Annotated in this window: 12 protein-coding genes and 1 pseudogene; 6 read left to right on the top strand and 7 right to left on the bottom strand. The window is 75.1% G+C overall.

The window, feature by feature from the left end:
- From KS423_RS23685 to KS423_RS23670, 4 genes and pseudogenes are all read left to right on the top strand, one after another.
- Positions 1-243, top strand: a pseudogene (locus KS423_RS23685) (glycosyltransferase family 1 protein); the annotation flags it as partial.
- Positions 240-1,436 (top strand): glycosyltransferase, encoded by a 1,197-nt coding sequence (locus tag KS423_RS23680; protein ID WP_224281655.1) that lies wholly within the window; start codon positions 240-242, stop codon positions 1,434-1,436. The pseudogene KS423_RS23685 and the gene KS423_RS23680, both read left to right, overlap by 4 nt.
- Complete coding sequence (locus tag KS423_RS23675) at positions 1,417-2,295, top strand: SGNH/GDSL hydrolase family protein (RefSeq protein ID WP_224281654.1); 879 nt, start codon at positions 1,417-1,419, stop codon at positions 2,293-2,295. The genes KS423_RS23680 and KS423_RS23675 overlap by 20 nt, the downstream gene beginning before the upstream one ends.
- 144 nt (positions 2,296-2,439) lie before the next feature.
- Complete coding sequence (locus tag KS423_RS23670) at positions 2,440-3,573, top strand: NUDIX hydrolase (RefSeq protein WP_224281653.1); 1,134 nt, start codon at positions 2,440-2,442, stop codon at positions 3,571-3,573.
- A 144-nt stretch (positions 3,574-3,717) separates the two neighbouring features.
- Here KS423_RS23670 and KS423_RS23665 read toward each other — a convergent pair whose 3' ends face one another.
- The 5 genes from KS423_RS23665 to KS423_RS23645 form a co-directional block, all read right to left on the bottom strand.
- Entirely contained in the window at positions 3,718-4,092 is a 375-nt protein-coding gene (locus KS423_RS23665) for a hypothetical protein (RefSeq protein WP_224281651.1), read from the bottom strand.
- Between the two features lie 79 nt (positions 4,093-4,171).
- Complete coding sequence (locus KS423_RS23660) at positions 4,172-4,567, bottom strand: roadblock/LC7 domain-containing protein (protein WP_308020238.1); 396 nt, start codon at positions 4,565-4,567, stop codon at positions 4,172-4,174.
- An 82-nt stretch (positions 4,568-4,649) separates the two neighbouring features.
- The gene (locus KS423_RS23655; protein WP_224281648.1) at positions 4,650-5,729 is read right to left on the bottom strand and encodes a hypothetical protein; all 1,080 of its coding nucleotides are present in this window, start codon (positions 5,727-5,729) and stop codon (positions 4,650-4,652) included.
- A gap of 4 nt (positions 5,730-5,733) precedes the next feature.
- The gene (locus KS423_RS23650; protein ID WP_224281647.1) at positions 5,734-6,117 is read right to left on the bottom strand and encodes a hypothetical protein; all 384 of its coding nucleotides are present in this window, start codon (positions 6,115-6,117) and stop codon (positions 5,734-5,736) included.
- 588 nt (positions 6,118-6,705) lie between these two features.
- Entirely contained in the window at positions 6,706-7,314 is a 609-nt protein-coding gene (locus tag KS423_RS23645; RefSeq protein WP_224281646.1) for a TetR/AcrR family transcriptional regulator C-terminal domain-containing protein, read from the bottom strand.
- Positions 7,315-7,519: 205 nt separating this feature from the next.
- On the opposite strand from KS423_RS23645, the gene KS423_RS23640 reads away from it, so the two are divergent.
- Both KS423_RS23640 and KS423_RS23635 read left to right on the top strand, forming a co-directional pair.
- Positions 7,520-9,166 (top strand): amidohydrolase, encoded by a 1,647-nt coding sequence (locus KS423_RS23640; RefSeq protein ID WP_224281645.1) that lies wholly within the window; start codon positions 7,520-7,522, stop codon positions 9,164-9,166.
- Positions 9,167-9,320: 154 nt separating this feature from the next.
- On the top strand, positions 9,321-10,874 hold the full coding sequence (locus tag KS423_RS23635; RefSeq protein WP_224281644.1) for an APC family permease: 1,554 nt from the start codon (positions 9,321-9,323) through the stop codon (positions 10,872-10,874).
- 104 nt (positions 10,875-10,978) lie between these two features.
- On the opposite strand, the gene KS423_RS23630 is transcribed toward KS423_RS23635, so the two are convergent.
- Both KS423_RS23630 and KS423_RS23625 read right to left on the bottom strand, forming a co-directional pair.
- The gene (locus KS423_RS23630; protein ID WP_224281643.1) at positions 10,979-11,998 is read right to left on the bottom strand and encodes an MsnO8 family LLM class oxidoreductase; all 1,020 of its coding nucleotides are present in this window, start codon (positions 11,996-11,998) and stop codon (positions 10,979-10,981) included.
- 60 nt (positions 11,999-12,058) lie between these two features.
- A partial coding sequence (locus tag KS423_RS23625) for a hypothetical protein (RefSeq protein WP_308020237.1) occupies positions 12,059-12,737 on the bottom strand: 679 nt, incomplete at its 5' end.

The raw sequence follows: 12,737 nt of genomic DNA, 5'->3' as shown, positions 1-12,737 counted from the left end.
CGGGACGGCACGGCGGTGGCCCGGGCAGTGGCCGAGCTGGCCGCCGACCCGGCGCGGCGGGCCGCGTACGGGCAGGCCGGCCGGGACGAGGTGACCGCGCGCACCTGGGAAGCGGTCGGGGACCTGCTGCTGCGGCACTACGCCGAGGTGGTGGCGGAGCACCACGGACGGCCGCTGCCGCCCGCTCCCCCGGCGTCGGCCGAGCCGGTGGCGCCCGTCCTGCCGGAGGAGCTGCCGGCATGACCTCCGTTCCCGGCCCCGGCGCGCTGACGATCGTCCGGCTCGCCAACTTCGTCACCCCGGTCTCCGGCGGCCTGCGCACCGCGCTGCGCCACCTGGGCTCCGGGTACCGGGCGGCCGGGCACCGTCCGGTGCTCATCGTCCCCGGCGAGCGGCGCTCCGAGGAGGAGACCGAGCAGGGCGTGGTGGTCACCCTGCCCGGCCCCGTGCTGCCGGCCGGCGGCGGCTACCGGCTGCTCACCGACCGGCGGGCGGTCGCCGCCGAACTGACCAGGTTCTCCCCCGACCGCCTGGAGGTGTCCGACCGCACCACGCTGCGCTGGACCGGCGCCTGGGCACGGCGCCACGGGGTGCGCTCGGTGATGGTCTCGCACGAGAGCGCCGCCGGGGTGCTGCGCACCTGGGGCGTGCCCGGCCCGCTGGCGGGCGCGGCGGCCGACCGGCTCAACGCGGCCACGGCCCGCGGCTACGACTCGGTGCTCTGTACCACCGACTGGGCGGCGGCGGAGTTCCGGCGGATCGGCACCCCGAACCTGGTCCGGGCCCCGCTGGGAGTGGATCTGGACACGATGCACCCGCTGCCGCCGAACGCACGGGCAGCCGAGCGGGCGCGGTACGCCGCCCCGGAAGAAACGCTGCTGGTGCTCTGCTCCCGGCTCTCGGCGGAGAAACGGCCCGAGCGGGCGATCGAGGCACTCGCCGCCCTACGGGCCCGGCGCAGGCCCGCCGTCCTGGTGGTGGCCGGGACCGGCCCGCTGCGGGAACGGCTGGCGGCCCGGGCCGCACGGCTGCGGCTGCCGGTGCGCTTCCTCGGCCACCTGGGCGAGCGGGCGGAGCTGGCCCGACTGCTGGGCTGCGCGGACGTGGTGCTCGCGCCCGGCCCGGTGGAGACCTTCGGACTGGCGGCGATGGAGGCGCTGGCCTGCGGGACCCCGGTGGCGGTCAGCCACTCCTCCGCACTGCCCGGCCTGGTCGGGCCCGCCGGGGTGGCGGCCGCCGACACCGGTAGCGGATTCGCCTCCGCGGTAGGGCAGTTGCTGGAACGGCCGGAGGAGCAGCGACGGGCCGCCGCCCGGGCTCAGGCCGAACGGTACGGCTGGCCGGCGGCGGTGACGGCGTTCCTGGCGGCACACGGCGTGCGCAACGACGAGGCGGTGGACGGGGGTCGGGACGAGCATGCTGGAAGCCGGACGTGACCGGGCGGCGGAGGAGCGGCCCGCGGCGGGCGAACTGCTGCGCTTCGTCGCGCTCGGGGACTCGCTGACGGAGGGGGTCGGGGACCAGGTCGGCGAGAGCCGGCGCGGCTGGGCCGCCGTCCTCGCCGGCTCACTGGCGCCCGCCGGACGGGACGTCGAGTTCACCAACCTGGCGTACAGCGGGGCACTCACCACGGAGTTGACATACCGTCAACTACCTGCGGCACTGGCACTTCGGCCACAGCTGGCGGCGGTGGTGGTCGGCGGCAACGACACGCTGCGCACGGGCTTCGACATCCGCCGCACCACGCTGGAGCTGGACGCCACGATGGGTGAACTGTCCGGCCACGGCGCCAGGCTGCTCACCGCCTGTCTGCCCGACCCGGGCAGCCTGCTCCGGCTCCCGGCGCCGCTCGCCCGTCCGCTGGCACGCCGGATGCGGGCGGTCAACGCCGTGGTGCACACCCTCACCGAACGCCACCGGGCGGTGCACCTGCACATCGCCGACCTGCCGTGGCCGGCGGAGCGCCGACTGCTGAGCGTGGACCGTCTGCACCCCAGCGCCGAGGGCCACCACCTGATCGCCCGGCGGTTCCACGACCTGCTCACCGAAGCCGGCCACTCTCTCGGCTCGCCCCCGGCCACCGCCCCGGCCGAACCACCACCGGGCCTGGCCGCGGACGTCTGGTGGATGGCCACCCAGGGCACCCGCTGGCTCGCCGCCCGCAGCACCGACCTGCTGCCGGGCCTGCTCGCGCTGGCCGCCGCGGAGGGCGTGGCCCGGCTGCGCGGCGGAAGCGGGAGGCACGACGAGCAGATGGCGCGGGCCGCGGCGCAGGCACTGGCCTCGCTGGGGTGAGCGGTGCGCCGGGGCGGCGAGCCTGCCGGGGCGAGGGGACGGCGGGGGTCGCCCGTTCGTGGTGATCGGCGGTGCCGCCGTGCGGGAACCATCCGGGTGGCCCGGGTTGTCGTGTCCGGGGAGAGCGTGACGGAGGGAGCCGGGGTGGAGAACGCGAGCACGGTCGGGCGGGAGGTTCTGGCGGCGGCAGGGGTGCTGTTCCCGGACGGGGCGGGACGGGTGCTGGTGGTGCGGCTGCCGTACGACCGGAGGCATCCGGTGGCGATCCCGGGCGGCGGGTGGGAGCCGGCGGACCGGTCGCCCCGGGAGACCGCCCTGCGGGAGATCCGCGAGGAGTTGGGCTTCACGCCCCGGCTGGGACCGCTCGCCTGCGTGGACTGGGCGCTGCTGCGCGAGGGTGACCGGCCGATCGTCGCGTACCTGTACTGGGCCGAGCCGCTGACGGCCGAACAGGCGGCGGCGTTCCGGCCGGACGCGGCGGAGGTCGGCGGCTGGACCTGGCTGACGCCGGAGCAGGCCGGGCACGCGCTGCCACCGCGGCGGTCGCGCCGGGTGACGGCCTGCCTGCGGGCCCCGCGCGAAGCCGGGCCGCTGGAGCTGGAGGACAGCCGACCGGCCGGGCACACGCTCGGGCGGCTGCCCACCGACGGGCCGGTGCCCGAGTACGCCGGACTGGCTGCGGCACCGGGCCTGACGCCGTCGGCCGAGGAGCCGCCGGAGCCGCCCATGGACCGGGAGACCTACTACGCCACCCGGCCGCGCATCCGGGCGAAGGCACGGGCGCTGTTCACCGACGCCGCCGGCCGGGTGCTGCTGGTGCGGCTGCGGCCGTGGGACGGGCCGCGCGGGCAGGTGCCGTACTGGACACTGCCGGGCGGTGGGGTCGAGGCGGACCGGGAGATGCCCCGGGCGGCGGCCCGGCGGGAGATCCGCGAGGAGCTCGGCTGGGAGGTCGAGCCGGGGCCGCTGCTGGCGCTGGACTGGCTGCCGGGCGCGGCGGCCGACCCGGAGGCGGACCCGGCGACCGGCCGGGACACCGCCGTCCTGGTGTACGTCTTCGACGGGGGCACGGTGACGGAGCGGATGCTCGGCTCGATCGCACTGCCGGAGGAGGAGCTGATGGAGTGGCGGCTCTGCGATCCGGCCGAGGCGCAGGCGCTGCTGACCGGCCCGTCCTGGGACCGTACGGCCGCCGCACTGGCCGCCCGGGGGCGGTCGGGCGGGCCGGTCGAGTTGGTGCGCGGGCGGACCGTCGGACCGGACCTGCCGCAGGGCTGAGACCGGGCCTCCGGCCTGCCGGGCTGCGAGGTCCGCCGGACGAGGCCCCGCGGCGTCCGAGCCGCCGCCGGTGCCTCGTCCGGAACCCTGAGCGTCCGAGCGCCTGAGCGGCGGAGCGGCGGAGCGGCGCGTCAGGGCAGTGCGTCAGACCTCCAGGTCGGCCTCGATCCTGCTCAGCTGGTGGCGGGCCATCGCCAGGTTGGCACGCGACTTGTCCAGCGCGAGGTAGAGGAACAGGCCCTTGCCGGTGCGGCCGGTCAGCGGGCGGATCAGGTGGTACTGGCTGCTCAGGGTGATCAGGATGTCCTCGATCCCGTCCTGGAGGCCGAGCATGTCCATGGTGCGCATCTTGGCGCGCACCACGTCGGTGTTGCCGGCGGCGGCGACGTTGAGGTCCAGGCCGCCGGGGCCGTCGAGGGTGGCCAGCGCCATGCCGCTGTTGTAGTCCACCAGGGCCGCGCCGATGGCGCCCTCGATGCTGGTCATGGCCTGCTTGAGTGCGCCGGCTGCGTCGGTCATCTGGGTAACTCCCTTTCGGTGATGGGTGGTTCAGGTGTCGCCTGGTGCGGCGACGCGGTGGAGTCGAGGTTGGTCCGGATCAGACCGCGTCGCGCGGCTCCTTGGGCACGAGGGCGTCGTTGAGCAGCGCCGCGATGCGCTGCGCGCTGCGGCGGGCCTCCAGGTGCAGCCGGCCGACGTTGACGTCCGGGTGCGCCAGCAGGGTCAGCACGCAACTGCCGCCGGCCGCGTAGGTGGCGACGTAGCCGTTCTCGCCGCGCACCAGCGACTCGCGGAACTCGCCCTGGCCGGTGGTGTCGGCGAGCCGCTGGGCCAGGGAGAGCGAGGCCGCCGTCATCGCGGCCAGGCCGGACGGCTCGGTGCCATGGGTGTCGTGTGCGACCAACAGGCCGTCCACGCTGGCGACCAGGCCACCCGCGAGGTGCGGGACGCGGTGTTTGACGGCGCGCAGTTCGGCGAGCAACTCGGTCTCCAAGGCGATCAGTTGTCTCCTTCCGACACGCTGCTTGAGCGCCCGCCTCATGGCCGGAACGGCGGGGTCGCGGGCGGGGAGTCGGTCAAAGTCGGGCCTCCAGAAGGTCTCGGATCCGGGTCAGCAGCGCGATGTCCGGGTCGGGGACGGTCAGCGGGTGGGCCGCTGCCGTGGTGGGCGGGCGTTCGGAGCGTGTGGGGGCGTCGGTTCCGGCGGGGGCTTCGGTTCCGGCGGGGGCGTCGGTTCCGGCTGGGCTCTCGGCCCCGGTCCGGGCTGCGGCCGGGGCAGCCGTGACCGGGGCGCCGGGGAGTCCGGCGCCCCGGAGACTGGCGCCGGGGACCCGGCGGTGCAGCCCTCCGGCCGGTCCACTCGCGGCCGGTGGGGGAACTTCGGCTGCCGGAGCGGCCGTCGGCGGAGCATCGGCCACCGGGGCCGCCGTCGGCGCGCCGGGCGGACGCAGGGCGTCCAGCAGTCCGACGGCGGCCAGCCGTCGGATGTCGGCCGTCACGCCGAAGCCGGAGCGGCCGAGCAGCCGGGCCAGGTCCGCCGGAGTCCTGTGGCCGTCGGCGTGGTCCAGCAGCTCGCGGCGCCGACGGCCGCACGGACGGCGGGACGGCCGGCGGCCGTGCTCTGCCGGACGGACGGGAGCGGTGTCGAGCTGCGCCCACGGCCAGATCCCGTCGAGCAGCTGCCGACGGCGTTCGACCTCGCGGCGGATCCGGGCCGGGTCGACCTCAGCGACCGGTCCGAGCCAGTGCCGGGCGCCGGCCTCGAACCGCCAGACACCGCCGGACGGGTCGGCGAGGACGAAGAACGCGGCGTCGAACAGCGTTCCCAGGTGGCCGAGTTCGAGCTCTCCCCGGGTGATCAGCCGACGTTCGACCAGCGCCTCGCCGACCTCCGACCTCGGGCCGTGGACCCGCAGCAGCTCCGCCCAGTCCTCGGGGGCGATCCGGCCACAGCCGATGAGCAGGTCGGCCAGGCCGGGCGCCCGGGAGGACTCGGCAGCGGTCACCTGTCCGTCGACCAGGTGGAGGCTGCCGAGCGGTCCGTGCAGGGCGCCGGTGGCGCGGCGGTCGGCGAGCAGGGCGAGCGCCTCGCCCGGGGTCCTCGGGGTGGCGGCCTCCGCCGGGGGCGGAGGCGCGGTGCCGGTTGCGGCGGTCACGCGCTCACCCCAGCACCAGTTCCTCGGCGAGCGCCTGGAGGCGGAAGCGGGCGGCGGCGAGGTTGCCCTGCTCGCGGTCCAGCCAGAGGTGCAGGACGAGCCTGCTGTCGAAGACGGTGTCGATGAAGCGGATCAGGTGGTAACTGCGGCCGGCGGTGACGATGATGTCCTCCAGCGGGGCCCGCCGGTCCTCCGCCACGGTGAAGGTCTGGCTCTCAACAGCCGCCCGCACCAGGTCGGTTGCCTCGGCGGCGGAGGTCTCGTGCTCTCCGGTCGGGCTGTCTCCGAGGCTGCCGAGGGCGAGCCCGCTGCTCCAGTCGACCAGGCTCGCGGCGCGGGCCCCGGCGATCGCCATCGCTCCGGAGAGGCATTCGTCGATACCGGGCACACCGGCTCCTTCGCGGGGTCTGGGCGGTCGGACGCAGCGCGGCGCCGACCGGTTCACCACCAGCAGTGGCTAGGTCGACACGGAAGGCTACTGCCGGATTCCATATGACGAACATTCCAATGGCATATTCACACCAATGGCAGTCAGTTCCAGCCAATCTATGACGGTGCATCAGCCCCGAGAACGCGGCGATGCCACCGGCGGACCAGGGGGGTTGGAGCGGCGTTCACCGGCCACCTGGCACGAGACCTTGGCCGATACCGGGCCGCACGGGAGGGTTTCGGGACCGGATATGCGATATGAGGGCGCAGTCATGGGCGGCAAGGGCGGACACCGACGGCAGGTGCGGAGTCCGGACACGACGAAGGGGCCCGTTCCACTGGATGGAACGAGCCCCTTCGGTTGGAGCGCCAGGCCCGGGTCGCACGGACTCTCCCTACTGAAAGTAGGGCGTGCTCTGGTAGCACCACTGACGCCTGTTCGAGATTCCGTTTCCCGGAAGATCACTTCCTCTCGACGGGAAGAACACTAGCAGGTCATCACGCCTGGTCAGAAATCGCGGCCGGAGCCCCGGAACGGACCGGACGGTCAGCCCAGCAGCGCCCGGTAACCCTCGATCAGGGCGGCGAGCCCGAGCCCGAAGGCCCGGTCGGCACGCTCGCGCCCGGCGGGGACGGCGTCCAGGGCGTCGGCCAGCCGCGGGGTGGCGGCGCGGTCCACGGCGTCGACCATGACGTCCGGGGCGACCAGGTCCAGCGCCGAGCCCAGGACGAAGCTCTCCAGGGCGGTGATCAGGCCCATCACGTCCTGCGCGGCGAAGCCCGCGTCCTCCAGGGTGGCGACGGCCCGCTCGTACAGCTCGTGCATGAACGATTCGGCAAGCGGCGCGGTGGCGAGCAGCCGGACGATGCCCGGGTGTTCGGCGAAGGCGTCCCGGTAGGCGTGCGCCCAGGTGCACAGCGCCGCGTCCCAGGACTGGTCCCACATCGACTGCTCACCGATCGTGCGCACCAGCTCGGCGCGCATCAGCGCGACGATCTCGGCCCGGCCGGCCACGTGGTGGTAGAGCGCGGAGGGGCTGACCTTGAGCGCACCGGCCAGGGCGGGGATGGTGAGGTCCCCCGCCTCGTCGACCAGCCGCAACGCGGTGTCCACGATGCGCTGCCGGTCCAGCAGGGGTGTGCGCGGCCTGGGCATGCCCGGTTCCTCACCTTCGGGGTCGCCGAGCGGCCCGTCGGCCCCGACAGACCAAGATCGTCGTTATCCAAGCGTTACTGAACGGCTTTCAGTAAAACTCTTCCACACCCGCCGGTGCCGCGCCTACGGTAACCGAACCCCATTCGGTTCGGCAGGCCGCGCACTCGTCGGCCTGCCCTGCCCCGGAGAGGACGCACACCCCCGCATGCGCGCCGAAACGATCTTCACCGGCGGCCGGATCCACACCGGAGACCCCGCCCTCCCCCGCACCCATGCCCTCGCTGTCAGCGCGGGGCGGATCGCCGCCCTCGGCGACGCCGCCCTCGCCCTGCGCGACGGAGGCACCGAGACCGTCGACCTCGACGGCGGCGCCCTGCTGCCCTCCTTCGGCGACGGCCACGTCCACCCGCTGCTCGGCGGCATCGGCCTGCGCGGCGTGCCGGTGCGCGACTGCACCAGCCTGGAACAGGTCGTGGCGGCCGTCCGCGACTGGGCGCAGCGGCACCCCGAGGCCGAGTGGATCACCGGCGACGCCGTGAACCCGTGGCTGGCCGAGGGCGGGCTGTTCGACGCCCGGCTGCTCGACGCCGCCGTCCCGGACCGGCCGGTGCTGCTGCGCACCATGGACCACCACACCGGCTGGGCCAACAGCGAGGCGCTGCGCCGGGCCGGGTACGGGCCGGACACGCCCGAGCCGGTGGGTGGTGAGATCGTCCGCCGGCCGGACGGCAGCCCGCTCGGCACCCTGCGCGAGTTCGGTGCGCTCAACCCCGTCCTCGCACTCGTCCCGCCGCCACCGTTGGCCGAACAGGTCGCCGCGCTGCGGGAGAGCACCGCCGCGCTCGCGGCCGCCGGGCTCACCTGGCTCCAGGACGCCTGGGTCGAGCCCGCGCAGGTGGACACCTGGCTGGCGGCCGTCGCCGAGGAGGACCTGCCGGTCCGGGCCGGGCTCGCCCTGCTGCTCGAACCGGACGGCTGGCGCGCGCGGCTCCCCCGACTGGCCGCCGACCGCGACCGGGTCGAGGCCGCCGGGCGCGGGCGGCTCAGCGCGCGGGCGGTCAAGTTCTTCGCCGACGGCGTCATCGAGTCCGGGACGGCCGCGCTGCTGGAGCCGTACAGCGACTGCCCGCACTCCCACGGCGTCGCCAACTGGACCGGCGCCGAACTGGCGGAGGCCGTCACCGCCGTCGACGCGCTGGGTTTCCAGCCGCACATCCACGCCATCGGCGACCGCGGCGTGCGGATCGCGCTGGACGCCGTCGAGGCCGCTACCCGCCGCAACGGGGCGCGCCCCCGCCGGCCGGTGATCGCGCACGTCCAGCTGGTCCACCCGGACGACCTGCCGCGCTTCGCCGAGCTCGGCGTGATCGCCAACTTCGAGCCGCTGTGGGCGCAGACCGACCCGCTGATGACCGAGCTCACCCTGCCCCGGATCGGCCCGGAGCGCGGCTCCCGGCAGTACCGGATCGCCGCCCTGCTGCGCGGCGGCGCCCGGGTCTCCTTCGGCAGCGACTGGCCGGTCACCCGCTACGAGCCGCTGGCCGGGCTGGCCACCGCCGTCACCCGGCAGACCGCGGAGGGCCTGCCGGACGGCGGCTGGCTGCCCGAGGAACGGATCGGGCTCACCGAGGCGCTGGCGGCGTACTCGGCGGGCGTGGCGCACCAGGCCTTCGAGGAGGCCGAGTGGGGTGTGCTGCGGCCGGGCATGCGGGCCGACCTGGTGCACCTGGCCACCGATCCGTACGCGGTGCCGGCCGGTGAGCTGGCCTCGATCGAGGTGGCCGGCACCTGGCTCGGCGGGCGGCGCACCCACGGTGGCCCGCCCGGTGACGGCGACCGCTCGACGCGCTGAAGCGACGCGACTGCCCGCCCTGACGGGCTTCCCGACCCGTTCCCGTCCCGGCCGTTCCCCACGGCGGCCCTGCCTCGTTCCCCCGGTCGGCGGCCGACGCGTGTCCGCCGCCGACCGCCCCACCCTCGTTCGTACGACTCAGGAGAGCTCCCCCATGAACCTGCCCTCCGACGCGGCCTCCTCCGCACTCCGTCCCCCCGACCGCTCCCCCGGCTCCGCCGCTGCTGCCGGGCCCGCCGCCTCCCCGGCCTCCTCGGCCGTCCCGGGTTCCCCTGGCTCCCCCGGCGGTCTGGGACGCGGGGTGCTGGGCACCGGTGACATCGTCTTCTTCGTCGTGGCCGCCGCCGCGCCACTGACCGTGATGGCCGGCGTGGCACCGTTCGCGATCTCCTTCGGCGGCATCGGCGCGCCGGTCGCCTACCTGGCCACCGGCGTGGTGCTGGCGCTCTTCGCGGTCGGGTTCACCGCCATGACCACGCACGTCCGCAACGCGGGCGCCTTCTACGCCTACGTCACCCGCGGCCTCGGCCGGGCGGCCGGGCTGGGTGCGGCGCTGCTCGCGGTGCTCTCGTACAACGCGATCCAGATCGGCATGTTCGGGGCCTTCGGCTTCTTCGCCCACACGACGGCCGCCGATCTGCTCGGGCTGGACCTGCCCTGGCCGGTCTGGGCGCTGCTCGGGGTCGCGGTGGTCTGGTTCCTCGGCTTCCGCTCGATAGGCCTCGGTGCCAAGGTGCTCGGAGCGCTGCTGATCGCCGAGACCGGAATCCTGCTGCTGCTCGCGGTGGCGGTGCTGGTCAAGGGCGGGGCGCACGGGCTGAGCCTGTCCTCGTTCGCCCCGCAGCACGTGTTCTCCGGTGGGATGGGCGGGGTGCTGGGGCTCTCCTTCGCCGCCTTCATCGGCTTCGAGGCCACCGCGATCTACCGCGAGGAGGCCCGGCAGCCGCACCGCACCGTGCCGCGCGCGACCTACGCCGCGATCGCCTTCCTCGGCCTCTTCTACACCTTCGTCACCTGGATGATCGTGCAGGCCTTCGGTGACACCGAAGCCGTCGCGACCGCCACCGCCGACCCGGCCGGGATGTTCTTCACCGCGATGACCGACTACGTCGGCGGCTGGGCGACGGACGTGCAGCGGGTGCTGATCGTCACCAGCCTGCTCGCGGCGCTGCTCGCCTTCCACAACACCATCACCCGGTACGGCTACGCGCTGGCGACCGAGCAGGCCGCTCCGGCCGCGCTCGGCCGGATCCACCCGCGCCACGGTTCGCCGTGGATCGGCGGCATCGCGCAGTCGGTGCTGGCGGCGGTGGCCGTCGGGGTGGCGGCGCTGATCGGGGCGGACCCGTACAACCAGTTCTTCCTCTGGGTGAACTCCCCCGGAGTGGTCGGCATCCTGGTGCTCCAGGCGCTGGCCGGTCTCGCCGTGTTCGCCTTCTTCCGCCGCAACGGGGCGGCCGCCGCGAGCACCGGGGTGTTCCGTACGGTCGTGGCGCCGCTCGCCGCCACCGTGCTGCTGTGCGGGGCCACGGCGCTGGTGGTGTGGCGGCTCGACCTGTTCACCGGCGCCGGCCCGGAGGTCAACTGGCCGCTGGTCGCGATCGTGCCGGTGGTGTTCCTGACCGGCGTCGGGATCGCCCGGCGGCTGCGGGCCCGGCGGCCGGAGGTCTACGCGCGGCTCGGGACGACCGAGGTCGACGCGGGCTGAGCGGCGGCACGCGGCCCGGTGACACACGGCGCCGGGTGTGACGAACCGGGCCCGGGGCCGGTGACGGCCCGGCCCTGGTGACGGCCCGGCTCTTCTCCGCCCCCTCAGGCCTGGCCGACGGCTTCGGCGAGGAGCCGGTAGGAGTCGAGCAGCGCGGTGCGGTCGTAGGTGCTGGTGGTGACCAGGAACTCGTCCGCCCCGCTGCGCTCGACCAGCGCCGCCAGCTCGGCGGCGGCATGCTCCGGGGTGCCCGCGATGTGGCCCTTGAGCGACTGCTCGTACGCGGCCCGCTCCCGGGCGGTCATCTCCCGGGAGCGGATCTCGGCGGCAGGGGCCAGCGGCGGGAACTCGCCATGGGTGCGGGAGTACGCGCCGGACCAGGCCTCCGGGACGAGCAGCTCGCACGCCTGCTCGGCCGAGTCGGCGACCGCCACCGTGCCCGAGACCACCACGTACGGCTCGGTCGCCTGCGCGGAGGGGCGGAACCGGGTGCGGTATCGGTCGATCGCCGCCAGCATCCGCTCCTCCCCACGCGCGGCGGCGATCACCAGTGGCAGCCCGGCATCGGCGGCCAGGTCGGCGCCCGCGCCGGTGGCCAGGACGAAGGCCGGGACGTGCAGGCCCTCGGCCGGCCGGGCGTGGACTCCGCGGTGCGCCTGCTGCGAACCGTCGAAGTAGCCGAGCAGTTCGGCCAGCTGGGCACCGAAATCGTCCGCAGCGTCCTTCTCCCGCCCGAGCGCGCGCCGCACACCGTCGGTGAAACCCACCGAGCGCCCGAGCCCCATGTCGATCCGCTCCGGGAACAGCGCGGCCAGCACCCCGAACTGCTCGGCCACCACCAGCGGCTGATGGTTGGGCAGCATCACCCCGCCGGTGCCGACCCGGATTCGCGTGGTGGCCGCCGCCACCGCCGCGGCGAGCACGGTGGGCGCCGATCCGGCCACCCCCGGCACGCCGTGGTGCTCGGAGACCCAGAACCGGTGGTAGCCGAGCCGCTCCGCCTCGCGGGCGAAGGCGACCGTGTGCCGCAGCGCCTCGGCCGGCTCCTCGCCCTGTCTGGTCCGGGAGCGGTCGAGCACGGAGAGCCTGGTCCTGGGCGCGGCGCTGGTCACGTCGGTGGACAACGCCCGCCCGCCGTGCGGGCATTCCCCGCACTGTCCGGGGCCGAGGCCGGCGGCCGGCGATCAGGCGCCCGCCCCGGGTATTCGGCCCCGACGGGTGTCCGCGGCCTCGGCCGCGCGACTCACCGCAGCGTCGGCCTTGCGGGCGCCCACGGCCTCGGCCTTGCGGCGATCCGTGGTCCTGGCCTTGCGGCGGCCCCAGGGCTTGTACACCGACAGCACCACGTTGAACAGGTAGAGCGTCAGCGCCACCGCCGGGACGATCACCGTGTTGTAGCGGACGAAGCCGAGGTCCGCCACCGTGATCGGGCCGGTCGGATGTGCGTCCGCCACCCGCACCGCATCGTGCAGCCGATCGGTGAGGGCGAGGACGGAGGCCGTCATCGCCCCGAGCGTCAGCCAGAACTTGGTGCTCACCCAGTAGTGCCGGAACAGCCCCCAGGACGTGCCGAGCCCGAGCGCCACCCCGCTCAGGAAGGTGAGCAGGCTCAGCGGCAGGATCAGCGCGTCACCGAGCAGTCCCATCGCCCGGTAGGCGGTGCGCAGCCGGTCGGCGTCCCCGGTGGTCAGCGCCGTCACGCCCAGGGTGAGCAGGCAGAGCATCAGCGCCAGCCAGCTCACCGAGGCGACGACGTGCAGGACGACCAGCGGTTTGCGCACCGCCGGCCGCAGGCGCCGGCCGGCGGGCGCCGGTGCCGCCGGCCGCAGTGGCGTCGGTTCGGACGCCGCGACGGCGCCGGTG

This window comes from Streptomyces sp. LS1784 (assembly GCF_020103755.1).
In the GTDB taxonomy this organism is placed as follows: Bacteria; Actinomycetota; Actinomycetes; order Streptomycetales; family Streptomycetaceae; genus Kitasatospora.
This window is presented reverse-complemented; position numbering and strand designations above follow the sequence as displayed.

Bases quoted from the DNA above. Each gene is read 5' to 3' on its own strand.
- KS423_RS23635 (WP_224281644.1), top strand. From the start codon at position 9,321: ATGAACCTGCCCTCCGACGCGGCCTCCTCCGCACTCCGTCCCCCCGAC.
- KS423_RS23640 (WP_224281645.1), top strand. From the start codon at position 7,520: ATGCGCGCCGAAACGATCTTCACCGGCGGCCGGATCCACACCGGAGAC.
- KS423_RS23645 (WP_224281646.1), bottom strand. From the start codon at position 7,314: ATGCCCAGGCCGCGCACACCCCTGCTGGACCGGCAGCGCATCGTGGAC.
- KS423_RS23675 (WP_224281654.1), top strand. From the start codon at position 1,417: ATGCTGGAAGCCGGACGTGACCGGGCGGCGGAGGAGCGGCCCGCGGCG.
- KS423_RS23665 (WP_224281651.1), bottom strand. From the start codon at position 4,092: ATGACCGACGCAGCCGGCGCACTCAAGCAGGCCATGACCAGCATCGAG.
- KS423_RS23680 (WP_224281655.1), top strand. From the start codon at position 240: ATGACCTCCGTTCCCGGCCCCGGCGCGCTGACGATCGTCCGGCTCGCC.